General features: G+C 60.2%; 16 protein-coding genes. 11 read left to right on the plus strand and 5 right to left on the minus strand.

The annotated features are described in order from the left end of the window. Positions 1-10 precede the first annotated feature (10 nt). The 3 genes from J3P77_RS00310 to J3P77_RS00320 all read left to right on the plus strand — a co-directional run bounded on the left by J3P77_RS00310 (position 11) and on the right by J3P77_RS00320 (position 3870). Complete coding sequence (locus tag J3P77_RS00310; RefSeq protein WP_434678860.1) at positions 11-1597, plus strand: PLP-dependent aminotransferase family protein; 1587 nt, start codon at positions 11-13, stop codon at positions 1595-1597. A 46-nt stretch (positions 1598-1643) separates the two neighbouring features. Continuing rightward, a complete protein-coding gene (locus J3P77_RS00315; RefSeq protein ID WP_434678861.1) occupies positions 1644-2855 on the plus strand; it encodes a YeeE/YedE family protein in 1212 nt (403 codons plus the stop codon). Positions 2856-2985: 130 nt separating this feature from the next. After that, the gene (locus J3P77_RS00320; protein WP_434678862.1) at positions 2986-3870 is read left to right on the plus strand and encodes a bestrophin family protein; all 885 of its coding nucleotides are present in this window, start codon (positions 2986-2988) and stop codon (positions 3868-3870) included. 92 nt (positions 3871-3962) lie between these two features. Here the strand turns inward: J3P77_RS00320 and J3P77_RS00325 are convergent, their stop codons facing one another. From J3P77_RS00325 to aspA, 3 genes are all read right to left on the minus strand, one after another. Further along, on the minus strand, positions 3963-4967 hold the full coding sequence (locus tag J3P77_RS00325) for an asparaginase (protein WP_434678863.1): 1005 nt from the start codon (positions 4965-4967) through the stop codon (positions 3963-3965). Positions 4968-4996: 29 nt separating this feature from the next. Next, a complete protein-coding gene (locus tag J3P77_RS00330; protein WP_434678864.1) occupies positions 4997-6445 on the minus strand; it encodes an alanine/glycine:cation symporter family protein in 1449 nt (482 codons plus the stop codon). 282 nt (positions 6446-6727) lie between these two features. Beyond that, positions 6728-8152 carry an aspartate ammonia-lyase gene (gene aspA / locus J3P77_RS00335; protein ID WP_434678865.1) on the minus strand — a complete coding sequence of 475 codons (1425 nt, stop codon included), beginning with the start codon at positions 8150-8152 and terminating at the stop codon, positions 6728-6730. A 220-nt stretch (positions 8153-8372) separates the two neighbouring features. Between aspA and J3P77_RS00340 the strand changes: the two genes are divergently transcribed. The 5 genes from J3P77_RS00340 to J3P77_RS00360 all read left to right on the plus strand — a co-directional run bounded on the left by J3P77_RS00340 (position 8373) and on the right by J3P77_RS00360 (position 12088). Continuing rightward, on the plus strand, positions 8373-9284 hold the full coding sequence (locus J3P77_RS00340; protein ID WP_434678866.1) for a LysR substrate-binding domain-containing protein: 912 nt from the start codon (positions 8373-8375) through the stop codon (positions 9282-9284). Positions 9285-9469: 185 nt separating this feature from the next. Then, complete coding sequence (gene purE / locus J3P77_RS00345) at positions 9470-9961, plus strand: 5-(carboxyamino)imidazole ribonucleotide mutase (protein ID WP_434678867.1); 492 nt, start codon at positions 9470-9472, stop codon at positions 9959-9961. Positions 9962-9968: 7 nt separating this feature from the next. Continuing rightward, positions 9969-11051: a 5-(carboxyamino)imidazole ribonucleotide synthase gene (locus tag J3P77_RS00350; protein ID WP_434678868.1), complete on the plus strand. Its 1083-nt coding sequence runs from the start codon at positions 9969-9971 to the stop codon at positions 11049-11051. A 149-nt stretch (positions 11052-11200) separates the two neighbouring features. Further along, positions 11201-11449, plus strand: coding sequence for a GlsB/YeaQ/YmgE family stress response membrane protein (locus tag J3P77_RS00355; protein ID WP_434678869.1), 249 nt, complete (start codon positions 11201-11203; stop codon positions 11447-11449). 105 nt (positions 11450-11554) lie between these two features. Beyond that, complete coding sequence (locus J3P77_RS00360) at positions 11555-12088, plus strand: DUF3299 domain-containing protein (RefSeq protein ID WP_434678870.1); 534 nt, start codon at positions 11555-11557, stop codon at positions 12086-12088. Positions 12089-12109: 21 nt separating this feature from the next. Here J3P77_RS00360 and J3P77_RS00365 read toward each other — a convergent pair whose 3' ends face one another. Together J3P77_RS00365 and J3P77_RS00370 are read right to left on the minus strand one after the other, a co-directional pair. Further along, on the minus strand, positions 12110-13021 hold the full coding sequence (locus J3P77_RS00365) for a D-hexose-6-phosphate mutarotase (protein ID WP_434678872.1): 912 nt from the start codon (positions 13019-13021) through the stop codon (positions 12110-12112). Between the two features lie 90 nt (positions 13022-13111). After that, entirely contained in the window at positions 13112-13513 is a 402-nt protein-coding gene (locus J3P77_RS00370) for an acyl-CoA thioesterase (protein ID WP_125829486.1), read from the minus strand. Positions 13514-13953: 440 nt separating this feature from the next. On the opposite strand from J3P77_RS00370, the gene J3P77_RS00375 reads away from it, so the two are divergent. The 3 genes from J3P77_RS00375 to J3P77_RS00385 all read left to right on the plus strand — a co-directional run bounded on the left by J3P77_RS00375 (position 13954) and on the right by J3P77_RS00385 (position 18821). Further along, positions 13954-15243: an MFS transporter gene (locus tag J3P77_RS00375; protein ID WP_434678873.1), complete on the plus strand. Its 1290-nt coding sequence runs from the start codon at positions 13954-13956 to the stop codon at positions 15241-15243. A 157-nt stretch (positions 15244-15400) separates the two neighbouring features. Beyond that, the gene (locus J3P77_RS00380) at positions 15401-16399 is read left to right on the plus strand and encodes a phosphate ABC transporter substrate-binding protein PstS family protein (RefSeq protein WP_434678874.1); all 999 of its coding nucleotides are present in this window, start codon (positions 15401-15403) and stop codon (positions 16397-16399) included. 136 nt (positions 16400-16535) lie between these two features. Next, positions 16536-18821 (plus strand): ABC transporter permease subunit, encoded by a 2286-nt coding sequence (locus J3P77_RS00385; RefSeq protein WP_434678875.1) that lies wholly within the window; start codon positions 16536-16538, stop codon positions 18819-18821. The last annotated feature ends 19 nt before the right edge of the window (positions 18822-18840 follow it).

The raw sequence follows: 18840 nt of genomic DNA on the forward strand, positions 1-18840 counted from the left end.
GAGCCATTACATGCCGACATTGTCCCAAGCGTTCCCTTCAAGTCTGGCCGGCATCGAACTGGATCGAGCTCGCGGGTTGGGCCAGCAGCTTTATCAGGCACTGCGTCAGCGAATTCTTGATGGGGAGTTGGCTGGCGGCACTCGTTTGCCCGCGAGCAGAGACCTGGCAGTTACCTTGGCCATCTCTCGCAACAGTGTTCTGCGTGCTTACGATCAGCTGCTCGCTGAAGGCTTCATTGAAGCGCGGGTAGGGGACGGTACCTATGTCGCGATATTGCGGCGCGGGTCTGTGCGTGCTTCAGGCAGGCGTTCGGAAAAACTATCCACCGAAGTATCCACAGACTTATCAACAAGGTTACCCACAGCTTTATCCACAAAAACCGCCAAAGATGCTGTATTTCCCGACAGTGAAGTTATCCACAGTGCTGCGCTCAACCGTCTTGATCAACACCACCTCAACGCTCCACCCAAAGGCGAACCTAGCGCCTTCAGAGTAGGCGTGCCGGCCTTCGATCTGTTTCCGTTTTCACTGTGGGGCAGGCTCCATACGGCTTTCTGGCGTAAACCGGGTCTGCATCAGCTGGGGTATGGCGAGGCCGCTGGTGAGTGGCAGCTGCGTGAACTGATTGCCACCTATCTGCGGGCATCCCGCGGACTGCAATGCAGCGCTGAACAAATTGTGATCACCAGCGGCGCGCAGCATGCCATCAGCCTTTGTGCACAGTTGCTGTTGGAGCCGGGCGACGCCGTGGCTGTGGAAAACCCCGGGTACCGAGCCGCCGGTCACGCATTTGCAGTCGCTGGCGCTCGGCTACATGGGATTGCCGTCGATGCTGACGGCATGCGATGCGCGGATCTGAATGCGACTGCATGCCGCCTGGCCTATGTGACGCCATCGCATCAATACCCCACGGGCGTCGTCATGAGTCTGGCGCGACGTCTTGAGCTGCTGGCCTGGGCTGAGAAGAACGCGGCCTGGATCGTCGAAGACGACTATGACGGGGAGTACCGATACAGCGGCGCGCCCTTGGCTCCGCTGGCGGCGCTGGATCAGAGTCGACGGGTCTTGTACGTTGGCACCTTTGGCAAAGTGGCGTTTCCGGCGCTGCGCCTTGGATACCTGGTTCTGCCGCCAGCCCTGGTCAAGCCGTTCAGCCAACGCAAAGCGCTGGATATGCGTCACTCCGAGGTGAGCACCCAGATGGTTATGGCGCAGTTCATTGCCCTGGGGCATTTCCAGCGGCATATCCGGCGCATGCGTCGCGCCGCGCTAAGCCGGCGCGATGCATTGCTGGCAGGCTGGCCGCAAGATCTGCCCGGTTGTCAGCCGATGCCCAAAGTCGTGGCTGGTCTGCACGTCATGGTTCGGGTGGACAGTCTGGCCCGTGAGCAGGAATTGATTTCCGAGGCAGCGAGTGTCGATGTGGAAATCAATGCTTTGAGCGACTACTGGCTGCCGGATTCCACCGAGCCTGTGGATAACCGGGCAGGGCTGGTGCTCGGCTTTGCCGCCGTTTCCGAACACGCCGCAAGTGACGCGCTGCGACGGCTACAGCGCGTGTGGTGCGTCAATCCTGACGGTTCGACGCAGCCGTGAGCGGGCGTATACTCGCCGCCATTGTCATTCCGTCACAGAGCGATTTATGAGCATTACTCAAATTTCAACGTCCGGGCGCAAGCTCGGCGCCCCTTTGGCCGCGCTGTTTCTGTTGCTACTGGGCGCGCAGTTTCTGCTGCTGAGTGTCGGCGCGCATCAAGTGCTGTTGTGGGTCGTCGGCGCCGCGCTCGGCATCACGCTTTACCACGCCGCTTTCGGTTTCACGTCGGCCTGGCGGGTGTTCATCCGTGAGCGCCGTGGCGCCGGCCTGCGAGCACAAATGGTGATGCTGGCAGTCGCCGTGGTGCTGTTTTTCCCGGCGCTTGGGGCCGGGACGCTGTTCGGTCAGCCGGTAACGGGTCTGGTTGCGCCCGCTGGTGTCTCGGTCATCGTCGGTGCATTCATCTTCGGCATCGGCATGCAACTGGGCGGCGGCTGTGCGTCCGGCACACTGTTCACCGCCGGTGGTGGTAATGCGCGAATGCTGGTAACGCTGCTGTTCTTCATCATCGGTTCGCTGATCGCCACGCACCATGTGCATTGGTGGTTCGCGCTGCCATCGTTTCCGGCCACCTCGGTGGTCAAAACCTTTGGCGTAATCCCGGCGCTGCTGGTCAATCTGGCGATCTTCGCCTTGATCGCGTTTGTCACCGTGAAACTGGAAACGCGTCGTCACGGTCAGCTCGAAGCTCCGGTAACCAGCGAGCACACTGGCCTGCGCCGCGTACTGCGTGGCCCGTGGATTCTGGTGTGGGGCGCGGTGGCGTTGGCGCTTCTCAACTACGCCACCCTGGCATTGGCTGGTCGGCCATGGGGGATTACCTCGGCGTTCGCGCTGTGGGGCGCGAAAGTAGCCGGCGGCCTGGGCGTCGACGTCGGCAGCTGGCCGTTCTGGCAAATGGCGAGCAACGCCAAGGCGCTGGCTGCACCGGTATGGGAAGACGTCACCAGCGTGATGGACGTGGCCATTATGCTCGGCGCCTTGCTGGCTGCCGGTCTGGCCGGACGTTTTGCACCCAGTCTCGATATCCCCACCCGTTCGCTGGTCGCGGCCGTGGTAGGCGGATTGCTGTTGGGCTATGGCTCGCGACTGGCCTACGGCTGCAACATCGGCGCTTATTTCAGCGGCATTGCTTCGGGCAGCCTGCACGGATGGCTGTGGCTGGTCGCGGCGTATGTAGGGAACGTGGTCGGCGTCCGGCTGCGCCCGATCTTCTTTACAGGCGAGCGCCCAAAAGTGGTGCTCACGGGCTGTTGAAACCTTTTTGCAATGGCCTGCCCTAAAAGCGGGTCGCTCGCGAACCAACTGCCGATAAGGCATTCAAACCCCTTGCAGTAGCGAGGCTGGTTCTCGAGCGACCTCGCTTATTCAACGACGGGGTAAGCCTTTGCAGAAGACGATCATTGGGAAAATCCGGTTTCTCGGCAAGACCATCGGATATGTAGGCTGGTCGCTGTTCTGGCTGCTGATCTGGGATGTGATCGTTACCGTGGACTTCATGCTCTTCCTGGATCGGAAGGTCACGTTGCCGTCGATGCCGTTGACACTGCTGGGCTCGGCGCTGGTCGTGCTGACCAGTTTTCGCAACTCCAGCGCTTACAACCGCTGGTGGGAAGCGCGCACCTTATGGGGTGCGCTGGTCAACAGCTCGCGCAGTTTCGCCCGCCAGGTGCTCACGCTGGTGGAAGACGACGATGGCATCAACCCGGTCAAGGCCGTGCTGCTGCGCCGCCACGTCGCCTACGTCAAATGCCTCTCCGCGCATTTGAAAGGCACCAATTGTGGTGAAGAAGTACGCTCGTTGATTCCTCGTGGCGAATACGAGCGTCGTCATGACACCAACAACTTTCCCAATGACCTTCTGAACGCCTCGGCCGCCCTGTTGGCCAAGGAGTACGCAGCGGGGCGTCTGGACAGTATCCGCTTCGCGCGCCTGGAATCCACGATGGTGGATATCTCCAACTGTCAGGGCGGCATGGAGCGCATCGCCAACACGCCGCTGCCTTATCCCTACGTCGCGTTCCCGCGGCTGTTCATCACCCTGTTCTGCGTGATTGTGCCCATCGGGCTAGTAGAAACCCTCGGCTGGTTCACGCCTCTGGCATCCACCGTGGTGGGCTTCATGCTGCTGGCGATCGAGAAAATCGGCACCGACCTGCAAAGCCCCTTCAGCGCCAGCGAACATGAGATCCAGATGGTTGCGCTGTGCAACAACATCGAGCGCAACCTGGATTCGATGCTGCGCGATGCGAAAGAGGAGTGTCTGGCTTAGAGCCTGAGACCGCTGGGCATAAAAAGCCCGGACGGTATCAGAGATACGGCCCGGGCTTTGAGGGTATGAAGTCAGCGCTGTTTGATAACGCGTCAGCGCAACTCGCCGCACAGATCCAGTTCGACCAGCCGGCGTACTTCAACAGGGCCAAGCCCCGACCCCAGCAGCGCATGAAGTTTGCCCAGCGCCGCTTCGCGGGTCATGCCGCCGCCGGACAGCACGCCGGCTTCACGCAGGCGGCTGCCGGCCTCGTAAATGTCCAGTTCCACGCCGCCTTCATGGCACTGCGTAATCGCGACCACACAGATACCGCGCTCACTGGCGCGTTTGAGGCTGGCGAGAAACTGCGGGTTGTCGCTTGGGCCGGTGCCGCTGCCGAAGCATTCCAGAACCAGAGCCTGGATGCCGCTGTCGACGATGGCGTCCAGTTGAGGTGCTCCGATGCCAGGAAACAGCGGCAGCGTCGCAACCTCGGCAAGCGTTCTGGGCCGTCGATAGCTCAAGGCCTCGGGCAGCGCGCCCAGTGTTTTACCGCCACGCGAGCGTTCAAGGGCAGCGAACGGATGCCGCCCGAAGCTGCGCACTTTGGCGCAGCGGGTCGGAGCCAGCAGCTGGCCGTGGAAATAGAGGTGGACGCCCGAAGCCAGCCCGCCGCCCAAGGCAAGCAAGGCACCGTTGACGTTTTCCCAGGCGTCGCTGTCCGGCACGCCGGCCGGCAGCATTGAGCCTGTGAATACGACCGGCGCCTTGAGGCTCAGCAACTGGAAACTCATCGCCGCCGCGCTGTAAGCCAGTGTGTCGGTGCCATGCAGCACCAGCACAGCATCGCAGCCTTCGTCCTCTACGGCCTCGACCACCGCCTCGCGCAATCGCAGCCAGTAAGCCGGTGTCATGTTGGCGCTGTCGATCAGAGGCGACATCTCACGAAAACGCCACTGCGGCACGATCAGATCCGGCAGTTCGGCCAGCTGGGCCGCCATCCGCGCCTCAAACCCGGAAGCAGGAGCAAGACCGCCCGCGCTGGCCTGCATGCCGATGGTGCCGCCGGTATAAAGAACCATCACTCGCTGTGCGGGTTGGGTTACGTCATGAGTCATGGCTTTTCTCCTGCGCGGCGCTTCGGTGGTTACTGTGCTTGTACGGGTTTGGCGTCGACCTCGGCCGCGTTTACCGGCTGCCCGGTCGGGTTGGCCGGCCATGCGGTGCGGTCCAGATCCAGGTCCGGGAACTTGCTGGAGTCAAAGACCGGTGTCTTAATTCCGGCTTTGCGCTGCGCATCGTAGTCCACCAGGATGCGGCGGGCGACCTTGAACAGCATGGCCAGCGCGATCAGGTTCACGAACGCCAACATGGTCATGGTGATGTCAGCGAAAGCGAACACCGTGTTGAGGTCCACGACTGCGCCCCACAGAATCAGCGCCAGTACCAGAATGCGATAGCCCACCAGCGCGCCGAGCTTGTCACCGACCAGAAAGCGCAGGCTGTTTTCGCCCAGATAGTAGTTGTAGAGAATCGAGGTGAATACGAACAATGCCAGGGCGACACTGATGAAGATCCGGCCCCAGTCGCCCACTACAGCAGCGAGCGAGTTCTGTGCCAGCACGATGCCATTGCCGCTGTAGCCTACATCGTAGATACCGGACAGCAGGATCAGCAGCGCGGTGCAGGTGCAGATCACGAAGGTATCGAGGAAAACACTGAATGCCTGGACCACGCCCTGTGCAATCGGGTGTTCCACCTGAGCTACAGCCGCCACGTTGGGTGCGCTGCCCAGGCCGGCTTCGTTGGCAAAGACGCCGCGTTTGACGCCCATTACGATCGCGCTGCCGATCAGACCGCCGAAAACGGGGTCGAGGCCGAACGCGCTTCTGACGATGGTCATCAGCATGCCGGGGACGTGTTCGAACTGGATGGCGATGACGTAAAGAGTAACGGCGATGTAGATCAGTGTCTTGACCGGAACCAGCAGGTCGGAAATCGCGGCGATGCGCTTGATGCCGCCGATGAACGCAAGGCCCAGCAGAACGACAAGGCACAGACCGGTGGTCCAGGTATCGACGCCGAATGCGCTTTTCAGAGAGTCGGTAACCGCGTGGGATTGCAGACCGTTGAACGAGAAGCCGAACGTCACCAGCAGCAATACCGCCATGACCATGCCCAGCCAGCGCTTGCCCAGGCCATGTTGAATGTAATACGACGGACCGCCGCGGAACTGACCTTCGGAATCCTTGCGCTTGTACAGCTGAGCGAGCGCACATTCGATGAAGCTGCTGGACATACCGACCAGCGCGGTCACCCACATCCAGAATACGGCGCCAGGACCGCCGAGCGTAACGGCGATGCCGACACCTGCGATATTGCCCGCGCCAACGCGGCCTGCAAGGCTGAGCATCAGGGCCTGGAATGAACTCAACTGGCCGGAGCTGCTGCGCAGGCTGTCACGAAAAACCGCGAACATATGAAAGAAATGGCGAAACTGAACGAAACGAGAACGGATCGTGAAATAACCGCCCAGGCCGACAATTAGTACGATCAGCACTTTACCCGAGAGGAAGTCGTTAATCATTTCCAGCATTTTTGTTATTCCTCGTTACATTTGAGGGGGCGCACTATACCGGTGCGAAGTTTTTACGTCTGTAGCCGTTTTCTTGTGTGACTGATTATTCATTTACGGCGCTAAATGAATGTTTTCCCCGGCGATGGCCGGAAAAAGGCTCGTCTGACGCAGGAAACCCACACGCTGGTTTCCAACGGTCAGGCAAAAAAAAGGGCCTGGAGAATCACTCCAGACCCTCGAAAAGCTGAGGGGTGTCTAGGCCCTCAACCTGGTGAGCGTGTTGCGTGCAGCAGGAACCGGTCAGGCCTTCAATGGCGCCAGACGCGGAGCGATCATGTTTTCCGGACGCAGAATGTCGTCGAGCATGGCGTCATCCAGCAGCCGCTCTTCGCGTACCAGTTCCAGTACGCCGCGGCCGGTTTCCAGCGCGGTGCGAGCGATGCGGGTGGAGTTTTCGTAACCGATATACGGGTTCAGCGCGGTGACCAGGCCAATCGAGTGCTCGACCAGCTCACGGCAGCGCTGCTCGTTTGCGGTGATGCCGACGATGCAGTGTTCGCGCAGCATGTCCATGGCGCGTTGCAGCAGGCGGATCGAATCGAAGATCTTGTAGGCGATCAGCGGCTCCATCACGTTGAGCTGCAGCTGACCGCCTTCGGCGGCCATGGTCAGTGCCAGATCGTTGCCGATGATCTCGAAGGCCACCTGGTTGACGGCCTCCGGAATGACCGGGTTGACCTTGCCGGGCATGATCGAGCTGCCCGGCTGACGCGCCGGCAGGTTGATTTCGTTGATGCCGGTGCGTGGGCCACTGGATAGCAGGCGCAGGTCGTTGCAGATTTTCGACAGCTTGACCGCGGTGCGCTTGAGCATGCCGGAGAACAGCACGAAAGCACCCATGTCGGAGGTCGCCTCGATCAGATCGGCAGCCGGTACGAGAGGCTGGCCGCTGATCGTCGCAAGGCGCTCGACGGCGAGCTGCTGATAACGAGGATCGGCGTTGATGCCTGTGCCGATAGCGGTGCCGCCCAGGTTCACTTCGGTCAACAGTTCAGGAGCCAGGCTGCGCAAGCGGTTCAGGTCTTCGGTCAGGGTGGTCGCGAACGCGCGGAATTCCTGACCCAGCGTCATCGGTACCGCGTCCTGCAGCTGGGTACGGCCCATTTTCAGGACATGGCTGAATTCTTCACCCTTGGCCGCGAATGCCTGGATCAGGCTGGCGAGGCTGGCCAGCAGGGCGTCATGGCCCAACAGCAGGCCTAGGCGAATCGCTGTCGGATAGGCGTCGTTGGTCGACTGCGCCATATTCACGTCGTTGTTGGGGTGCAGATGCTTGTACTCGCCTTTCTCGAAACCCATGGTTTCCAGCGCGATGTTGGCGATCACTTCGTTGGCATTCATGTTGGTTGAAGTGCCAGCGCCACCCTGAATCATGTCCACCACGAACTGGTCATGGAAGTCGCCGCGAATCAGCCGGGCACAGGCCTCGCTGATCGCCGCGTGCTTGGCATCGTTGAGGTGCCCCAATTGGTGGTTGGCGTCCGCCGCCGCCTGCTTGACCATTGCCAGCGCCACGACCAGTTTCGGGTAGTGGGAAAGTGGCACGCCAGAGAGGTGAAAGTTGTTCACTGCGCGGAGCGTCTGAATGCCGTAATAGGCTTGAGCAGGTACTTCGAGGACACCAAGCAGGTCTTTTTCGATGCGTGATGATGCAGACGAGGACATGATAGACAGAGTCTCAAGAAAGGCACGGATAGTGCCGGAACGCCCCGAATAGTGGGCTTTGCCGTTATGATTGACCAATGCTGTTACCAGCTGGGGTATGCAATAACGGCATAATGGGCATCTGTACTGTCATATTTTCGAGTCGGCGGCGCGTCAGCCGGACCCTGCAGCCGGCACCACAGCCGCGACTCAAACTGACCAATCGATCCGGGAGGACGTGATGAATCTGGAGAGCAAATGGCTGGAGGACTTCAGCGCCCTGGCCGCGACGCGCAGCTTTTCCCAGGCGGCCGAGCGGCGTTTCGTCACGCAGCCAGCCTTCAGCCGTCGTATTCGCAGCCTTGAAGCTGCGCTTGGATTGACGCTGGTCAATCGCTCGCGCACGCCGATCGAACTGACAGCGGCCGGGCAGCTTTTTCTGGTGACAGCGCGCACGGTTGTCGAGCAGCTTGGTGAGGTTGTGCGGCACCTGCATCATCTGGAAGGCGGCCAAGGCGAGGTCATGCAAGTCGCAGCCGCGCATTCGCTGGCGCTCGGCTTCTTTCCGCGCTGGATAGCGCAACTGCGCAACGAAGGCTTGAACATTGCAACGCGGCTGGTAGCGACCAACGTGGGTGATGCGGTCCACGCGCTGCGCGAAGGCGGCTGTGACTTGATGTTGGCTTTCTATGACCCTGATGCCGCGTTGCAGATGGACGCGGAGATCTTTCCGTCCCTGCACCTGGGGCAGACCGAAATGCTGCCGGTCTGCGCGGCTGACGCCGATGGAAATCCGTTGTTCGACATTGAGGGCGAGGGCAGCGTGCCGCTGTTGGCCTACAGTGCCGGCGCGTTTCTGGGCCGTTCGGTGAACCTGCTGCTGCGCCAGCGCAATTTGCGCTTCACGACGGTGTATGAAACCGCGATGGCCGACAGCCTCAAAAGCATGGCGCTCGAAGGCCTGGGCATCGCCTGGGTGCCGCAGCTGAGCGTGCGCGCCGAGCTGGCGCGGGGCGAACTGGTTGTCTGCGGCGGCCCGCAGTGGCATGTTCCGCTGGAGATCCGTCTTTACCGCTGCGCCCTGGTGCGCAAGGCCAACGTCCGCTTGTTGTGGCGCAAACTCGAAGGCGCGGCCGCTCAGGAGTCGTCCTGAAGCCGCGTTTGTAAAAAGCCTTGGCGGATAGTCGCGAAGGGGCTGTCATCCCGACGCTTTACGGTATACTGCGCGGCCTTTGGCCGGTTTGATCGGTCATTTTTCGTACAGCAAGCCACGCCGGTTCCCCGCGTGGCTTGTTTGTTTTTTGCAGCGCCCGAGGGCGCCTGATGAGAGGCACGACGATGAGCGCACTGGTTGGCGTGATCATGGGCTCCAAGTCCGATTGGTCCACCCTTAGCCACACCGCCGATATGCTGGACAAGCTCGGCATCCCTTATGAAGTCAAGGTGGTGTCAGCCCACCGGACGCCGGATCTGCTGTTCCAGTACGCCGAAGAAGCGGAAGGCCGAGGTATCGAAGTCATCGTCGCCGGTGCCGGCGGCGCTGCTCACTTGCCAGGCATGTGCGCCGCGAAGACGCACTTGCCCGTACTGGGTGTTCCGGTGCAATCGTCGATGCTGTCGGGCGTCGATTCACTGCTGTCGATCGTGCAGATGCCCGCTGGCATTCCGGTCGCGACGCTGGCCATCGGCAAAGCCGGGGCGATCAATGCCGCGCTTCTCAGCGCAAGCATCCTGGGCGCCAGGCACCCGCAATTCCATACAGTGCTGAAGAAATTCCGCGCTGATCAGACAGACAGCGTTCTGGAAAATCCGGACCCGCGCGACGCCTGAGGTTTTTATGAAGATCGGTGTAATCGGTGGTGGCCAGTTGGGCCGCATGTTGGCTCTGGCGGGTACGCCGCTGGGCATGAACTTCGCTTTTCTCGACCCCGCGCCAGATGCTTGCGCCGCTGCGCTGGGTGAACATCTGCGTGCCGATTACGGCGATCTGGACCATCTGCGCCAGCTGGCGGACGAAGTCGATCTGGTAACGTTCGAGTTTGAAAGCGTGCCTGCGGAAACAGTGGCCTTTCTGTCGCAGTTCGTCCCGGTCTATCCAAGCGCCGAGGCTCTTCGCATCGCCCGCGACCGCTGGTTTGAAAAAAGCATGTTCAAGGACCTCGGCATTCCGACGCCTGAGTTCGCTGACATTCAGTCCCAGGCGGATCTGGACGCGGCGGTCGCAAGTATCGGTTTGCCTGCCGTCCTCAAGACTCGCACTCTGGGCTATGACGGCAAGGGCCAGAAAGTGCTGCGCAGCGCGGCGGATGTGGTCGGGACCTTCGCCGAGCTGGGCAGCGTGCCTTGTCTGCTCGAAGGCTTCGTGCCGTTCACCGGCGAAGTATCGCTGATCGCGGTACGTGGCCGTGACGGCGAAACCTGCTTCTATCCGCTGGTGCATAACACCCATGACAGCGGCATTCTGCGCCTGTCGATTGCCAGCACCGATCACCCGTTGCAGGCGCTGGCGCAGGACTACGCCGGTCGTGTGCTCAAGCAGCTCGATTACGTAGGTGTTCTGGCTTTTGAGTTCTTCGAAGTCGATGGCGGCCTGAAAGCCAATGAGATTGCGCCGCGTGTGCACAACTCCGGCCACTGGACCACCGAAGGCGCTGAATGCAGCCAGTTCGAGAACCACCTGCGCGCGGTGGCCGGGCTGCCGCTGGGCTCGACCGCCAAGGTCGGCGAAAGCGCCATGCTCAACTTCATCGGCGAAGTGCCTGCGGTCGACAAGGTACTGGCCGTTGAAGATTGCCATCTGCATCACTACGGCAAAGCCTTCAAGGCAGGCCGCAAGGTCGGTCACGCCACCATCCGCAGCGCCGACCGCGACACGCTCGACCGTCAGGTCAGGCAGGTCGAAGCATTGATCAAAAACTGATCACCTCTGGTGGGGCGCACTGGCTGTATCGGTCCGCTCCACAGATCCGTGTTGCCTGCAAAGGAACCATTTCCCCTTCGCTGTTCTCAGATAGCGTAGCAACGCTGTAAACAGCGTTTGTGTTTCCAAATCATACAGAGGGAAATGGCATGGGTATCATCGGAACCATCTTCATTGGCTTGATCGTCGGTCTTCTGGCTCGCTTTCTCAAGCCGGGCGATGACAGCATGGGCTGGATCATGACCATTCTGTTGGGTATCGCCGGTTCGCTGGCCGCAACCTATGGTGGGCAGGCATTGGGCATCTACAAGGCAGATGAGGCTGCAGGTTTCCTTGGCGCTCTGGTTGGCGCGGTCATCCTTCTGGTCCTGTACAACCTGATCCGTAGAAAGGCCTGAGCAATCGGCGCTCGCCGACAGAGCTCTTGGACGAAAGAGCGAGGTATTTGCGAGGCAGGGCATTAGAATACGCAGCACTTTTCGATTCCCTGCCGAGCTTTATCCATGCGTCGTTTCGCTTTCATCACATTGCTGCTGATATCCGGGCTGGTTCATGCCGAGCTGCCGGAAACCGACTGGCTTGAGCTGATGCCTCCAGCTGACCAGCAAGCCTTGGAAGCGATGCCCGACATCGACCATAACTCGCCCGAGGCACTCGGCACCTTCGATAGCAAGGGCGGATTGAAGCAGAGCAAGGGCTTGCCTGCGGTGATGTACTCGACCAGAACGGTCGCTGCAATGGACGGCAAGAATATTCGCCTGGGTGGCTATCCGGTTCCGCTGGAAACCGACGCCAAAGGTCATGCTACGTTGTTCTTCCTCGTGCCGTATCCAGGCGCCTGCATCCATGTTCCGCCTCCGCCGCCCAATCAGTTGGTGCTGGTGCGTTACCCCAAAGGCGTAAAACTGGATGATATCTACACACCCCTGTGGGTTGTGGGCACCCTGAAGATCGAGAAGGTCAGCAACGATCTGGCTGACGCCGCCTACGCAATGGACGCCTCGAAGGTCCGAATCGTGGTCGAATCGGACCTCTGACACGCAAGGACGGCGTTTTCCTTAGAGCGGCTCGCTCCAGATACTCACGCTCATGACGTGCATGGCGTCCGGCGCGAGGGTAACCACATCGTCCAGCACGTTCGCGGTCTCGACGCAGACCATCCGCTGCCAGCCATCGGCCGCCATATCGGTGAATCTCCCGGTCTTCTCGATCCACGGATTCCACAGAATCGCCGAGTTCGAGCCAGTGGCGTGGATCTGGATTCGCCGTTGCCACTGCGGGTCGACAATGCTCAGCAGATTGGGCGTGTCCAGATAAATGCGGTCGGTTTCTCCAGCGAAGGCTAGATCTCCGGCCTGCTGGCGTTCTTCCCAGTTTTCCAGGGTTTCGATGTAACGCAGGCCGTCGAGCCCTTCGACACTGATCTGGCGTACGTCGCTTACCGCAAAGTAAGTGTGCAGCGCCTGGCTGAGGGTCACTGCTTCATCGCCGCCGTTGTAGCTGACCAGGCTCACATTCAGCGCCTGATCCAGGCGAATGCTCAACTTGAGTGCAACGTTATGTGGCCAGCCGGGAAGACGACCTTCGGCCTGCGGCAGAACGAGCTCTACCAGCAAAGCCTCGCCATCTTCGCCGACACCCAGCAGCTCCCAGTCCAGCGCACGGACCTCGCCGTGGGCCTTGGCAGGCTCGGCGCTCTGACGCATTGCCTGCACGCTTTCGGGGTTGCGCTCCAGATTACCGAACCACGGCCAGCACACAGGCATACCGGCGCGTACCGGTTTTCCTCGTTTGAACACCGCCTCTTCGTTCAGCCAGATCAACGGTTGCTGCCCATCGACCTGGTAGCTGAGGATCTGCGCGCCTTGCTGAGCGATCAGCAGTTCTGCGTTGCCATGCCGGATACGCCAGCAGTTAAGCTCGTCGTACTGGATGGATTCGATGGAAGGTTCGGCCGGTGATGTTGACATGCGTAGCTCTCGCTCATGGACTTTGACGGGGATAGACCCTTGTACCGTTGCCGAGTTTAACCGACTGCCCGCCGACTGCCCGAACAGCCGTCAGCGCCGGGCCGGAACCGAGCGGGTTCTGCCGCTGCCGTCGATCGCCACGAAGACAAACACGGCCTCGGTGACCTTGCGCCATTCGCTGGTCAACGGGTCGTCGCTCCATACCTCGACCATCATCTTGATCGAAGTACGACCAACTTCCAGCGTCCGGGTATAGAAGGACAGTTGTTCGCCTACCGCGACCGGAACCAGAAACGCCATACGATCGATGGCCACGGTGGCCACGCGTCCGGCTGCCACTTTACTGGCCATTGCCGTACCGGCCAGGTCCATCTGCGACACCAGCCAGCCCCCGAAAATATCGCCAAACCCATTGGTTTCGCGGGGGAGCGCAGTAATTTGCAAAGCAAGATCGCCTTGCGGAGTTGGATCTTCTTGTTCGAGCTCAATCATGCCTAGGGTGCCTCTGACCCATGACTCTCATTATTTTTTGTCGCGGTTGACAGGTGCCATTCAAAGCCCCGCGCATGAAGATTGTGCGTTCATGACGGATGGAGCCCACGAATGGTCCCTAAAGGGAAACTCTGCGAAAGCCGCTGACTCAGACGTTTTCGCACAAATTCCCATCGCTGTTGAGAGCCTGCGAGTATATCGGCCATAGCGTCACAGGACGACCGTTGGGTTTCCATTTTGTCCTTGTGCACTTCTCACTATGTGTTTTTTGGAGCAATTTGCTATCTTGCCTGACCCCTACAGGTAACAAGATTTCCTGTACAGGCAATTTTGGTGCCCACCCGCACGATTGCCGCCGGACAATCGCTTCTGCATGCCACCCCGCCGCAGCCAGCGTAGCTGTCGCTTGCCCATTAAAGAAAGTTAAGAGAAGCCTTGTCATGTCATCCGTACCCTCAAGTGCCGCGCAGCCATCGCGGCCACTGACTCGAAGCGATTACAAAACGTTGTCACTCTCTGCCCTGGGTGGGGCGCTGGAGTTCTACGACTTCATCATTTTCGTCTTTTTCGCCGCTGTGGTCGGGAAGCTGTTCTTCCCGGTGGACATGCCCGACTGGCTGCGCATGATGCAGACGTTCGGCATTTTTGCTGCCGGTTATCTGGCGCGGCCCCTGGGCGGCATCATCATGGCGCACTTCGGCGACCTGCTGGGGCGCAAGAAGATGTTCACCCTGAGCATCTTCATGATGGCCGTACCGACCCTGATCATGGGTCTGCTGCCTACTTATGCACAGATCGGCATGTGGGCTCCAATTCTGTTGCTGCTGATGCGCGTCATCCAGGGCGCTGCTATCGGTGGTGAGGTTCCGGGCGCATGGGTGTTCGTGTCTGAACACGTGCCGGCCCGTCATGTCGGCTATGCCTGCGGCACGCTGACCGCCGGACTGACGGCGGGCATTCTGCTGGGTTCTCTGGTCGCCACGGCAATCAACAGCATCTACACCCCGGTTGAAGTCTCGGATTACGCCTGGCGGATTCCTTTCCTGTTGGGTGGTGTGTTCGGTCTGATGTCGGTGTACCTGCGTCGCCTGCTGCACGAGACGCCGGTGTTCGCCGAGCTTCAGCTGCGCAAGGCGCTGGCCGAAGAAGTGCCGCTCAAGGCGGTGCTGCGCGATCATCGCGGTGCCGTGGCACTGTCGATGCTGATGACCTGGCTGCTCTCGGCCGGCATCATCGTCGTGATTCTGATGACACCGACCATTCTGCAAACCATCTACGGCTTCCCGGCGGCAACCGCGCTGAAGGCCAACAGCCTGGCCATCGTGTTTCTGAGCCTGGGCTGCATCGGCGCCGGTGCACTGGCCGACCGCTTCGGTGCGGGCTGGGTGTTCCTGCTGGGTAGCGCCGGCCTGCTGGCCAGTTCCTGGACCTTCTATCACATCCTCGGCGACAACCCGGACGTGCTGTTCCCGCTCTATGCGTTGACCGGTCTGTTCGTCGGCACCATCGGCGCGGTTCCCTACGTGATGGTCAAGGCGTTCCCGCCCGTGGTGCGTTTCTCCGGGCTATCGTTCTCGTACAATCTGGCGTACGCGATCTTCGGCGGTCTGACCCCGATGGTTGTGACGTTCATGCTCAAGTCCAGCCCGATGGGACCTGCGTGGTATGTCGCGATCCTGTGCGGCATGGGCATGGCGATAGGTATTTATCTGTTGTCGCAAAAACGCTGACGCTATCCGGTCGGAAGGCGTAGTTAGGCAAAAGGCCATCCTCTTAAAAAGTGGATGGCCTTTTTCATCTTACTGTCACAATCAATTCATAAAGTAGTCATGCGACAAGCAAATTATTGATCGCGGACCTTCCCATTCCCTGCAGGAGCCGCAAGGCATGACACTCAAGAATTGGATGACTGCACTGACTTTCGTTGCCGCAGGTGTTGCGGCGGCCAATTCGTTCGCTGCCGTGGACCCCGCGATCAAGTCCTACACCAAGACCAGCGGTGTATCCGGGAACCTGTCGAGTGTCGGTTCCGACACCCTGGCGAACCTGATGACCCTGTGGGCCGAGGCCTACAAGAAAGAATACCCAAGCGTGAACATTCAGATTCAGGCCGCCGGCTCTTCGACCGCGCCTCCGGCATTGACCGAAGGGACCGCCAATCTCGGGCCGATGAGCCGCAAGATGAAAGACGGTGAGCTGTCTGCATTCGAGCAAAAACACGGCTACAAACCGACCGCCATTCCAGTGGCCGTCGACGCTCTGGCGGTGTTCGTCCATAAGGACAATCCGATCAAGGGCCTGACCATGCAGCAGGTGGATGCGATTTTCTCTTCCACTCGACTGTGCGGTGCCAAGGCCGAGGCGAAAACCTGGGGTGATGTCGGTGTTACCGGCGACCTGGCGGGCAAGCCGATCCAGCTGTTCGGTCGCAACTCCGTATCGGGCACCTACGGTTACTTCAAGGAAGAAGCGCTCTGCAAGGGTGACTTCAAGGCCAACGTCAATGAGCAGCCGGGGTCGGCGTCGGTAGTCAGCTCCATCAGCAGCTCGCTCAACGGCATTGGATATTCAGGTATCGGCTACAAGACATCGAGCGTCAAAACCGTGCCGCTGGCCAAGAAAGAGGGCGGGGCATTCGTGGACGACAACGAAGCCAACACGCTCAACGGCAGTTATCCGCTGTCGCGCTTCCTGTACGTTTACGTCAACAAGGCACCGAACAAGCCTCTCGCGCCTCTGGAAGCGGAGTTTCTGAAGCTGGTGCTGTCGCGCCAGGGTCAGGAAGTGGTGATGAAAGACGGTTATATTCCGCTGCCATCGCGCGTCGTCGAGAAAGCCCTTGCGGACCTGGGCCTGCAAAACGCTGGTGGCGTGGCGGCGAAGTAAAGACACATCAACAAGGCCCAGGGACGTGTCTTGTCATTCATTGAACGGTCCGCTGCCAGTGTCCCAGGGCGGCGGGCCTTTTTGCGTCACTCTGTTGTAACTAAAGTGTAATACAGGGCGGCTACGGTATCTGCGCATGAATAAGCTGGCCAAATCCATTACCCACGAGCGTTCTCTGGCGAAGCGTATCGACTTCAACACGCCGCAGATGCAACGCAAGCGCCGAATCCGCGCGTTGAAGGATCGACTGACGCGTTGGTACGTGGCGGTGGGTGGCCTGGCTGTGCTCGCCGCTATCACACTGATTTTTTTCTATCTGGCTTACGTTGTCGCCCCCCTGTTTCAGGGCGCAAGCCTGACCGCGCAGACTCCACTCAGCGCAGCATGGATGAACGATGCGGGAAATCCGCTGATGATCACCATCGAAGAACAGAACCAGATCGCCATGCGCATTTCCGATAAAGGCGAAATGGTGTTCTTCGACCTCAAGGACGGCGCCGAGCTGCAACGCCTGAGCGTTCCGTTGCCGGCTGGCGCAAGCGTTGTCTCCATAGGCAAGGACCAGCCCGGCGCGCCGCTGATAGCTCTGGGCCTGTCGAACGGGCAGGTGCTGATCTTCCGCCACACTTATCAGACCACGTACCCCGACAATCGCAAAACCATCACCCCGAGCGTGGCCTGGCCTTACGGCGAAACGCCGCTGGTGCTGGATGAACAGGGGCGCCCGGTCGAGCATGTGACTCTGACCGCCGATGGCGAGCATCTGAAGCTGGCTGGCGCGACCGGAACCCAACTGCATGTTCTGGCGCTGGAGCAGACCGAGAACATGATGACCGGCGAAATGACCAGCGAGCAGACGCGCATCGATCTGCCGCAGACCTCCGCCACGGTCAAAGCCATCTACATCGATCCGCGTCAGCAGTGGCTGTACGTGATCAACGGCCGGGCGCAGGCGGACGTGTTCAGCCTGCGCGACAGCACGCTCAACGGTCGTTACAAGTTGCTCGAAGACGCCAGCGCCGAGATCACCGCCAGCGCGCAACTGGTCGGCGGCATCTCACTGGTGATCGGTAATTCCAAAGGTCGCATGGCGCAATGGTTCATGGCTCGCGATGTCGACGGCGAGCCACGCTTCATGCACATTCGCGATTTCAAGATGGGCGACGCGCCCATCGTGCAGATCAAGTCCGAACAGCGGCGCAAGGGCTTCATCGCGCTCGACGCATCGGGCAGGCTTGGCGTGTTCCACAGCACTGCACATCGAACGTTGCTGATAGACAAAGTGGCCGACGGCCCCGGCATTCTGGCGTTGTCGCCGCGAGCCAACCACATCCTGCTGGAAAGCGGCGGCAAGCTGCTGCCGCTGGTGCTGGATAACCCGCACCCGGAAGTTTCCTGGAGTTCGCTGTGGGGCAAGGTCTGGTACGAGAACTACGACCAGCCTCAGTACGTCTGGCAGTCCACGGCCTCCAACTCCGACTTCGAGCCCAAGCTGAGCCTTGCGCCGCTGACGTACGGCACACTGAAAGCGGCGTTCTATGCAATGGTGCTGGCGGCCCCGCTGGCCGTCGCGGCAGCGATCTACACCGCTTACTTCATGGCACCCGGCATGCGCCGCAAGGTCAAGCCGGTCATCGAATTGATGGAAGCGATGCCGACGGTGATTCTTGGTTTCTTCGCCGGATTGTTTCTTGCGCCGTATCTGGAGGCCCATCTGCCAGGCGTGTTCAGCCTGTTGATGCTGACGCCCATCGGGATCCTGCTGGCTGGTTTCTGCTGGGCGCGCCTGCCCGATTCGCTTCGCCTCAAGGTGCCGGAGGGCTGGGAAAGCGCGCTGCTGATCCCGGTCATCCTGTTAGTGGGCTGGTTTTCCCTGAGCATGAGTCCGCATCTGGAGAACTGGTTCTTCGCTGGCGACATGCGCACCTGGATCAGAGACGATCTGGGCATCACCTATGATCAGCGCAACGCCCTGGTGGTCGGCATTGCCATGGGCTTTGCAGTGATCCCGAATATCTACTCCATTGCCGAAGATGCCGTCTTCAGCGTTCCGCGCAGCCTGACGCTGGGCTCGCTGGCGCTTGGCGCCACGGCGTGGCAGACACTGACACGAGTCGTGATCCTGACCGCCAGCCCCGGCATCTTTTCTGCATTGATGATCGGCATGGGCCGCGCGGTCGGCGAAACCATGATCGTGCTCATGGCCACCGGCAACACGCCGATCATGGACATGAACCTGTTTGAAGGCATGCGTACGCTGGCGGCGAACGTCGCGGTGGAGATGCCGGAGTCGGAAGTAGGTGGCAGTCATTACCGCGTGCTGTTCCTCGCGGCGCTGGTACTGCTGGTGTTCACCTTTGTGATGAACACCTTCGCAGAGCTGATTCGTCAGCGTCTGCGCAAGAAATATTCGTCGCTTTAAGGAAGGCAGAAGTCAGTGA

The organism is Pseudomonas sp. R1-18, from assembly GCF_051132095.1.
GTDB lineage: Bacteria > Pseudomonadota > Gammaproteobacteria > Pseudomonadales > Pseudomonadaceae > Aquipseudomonas.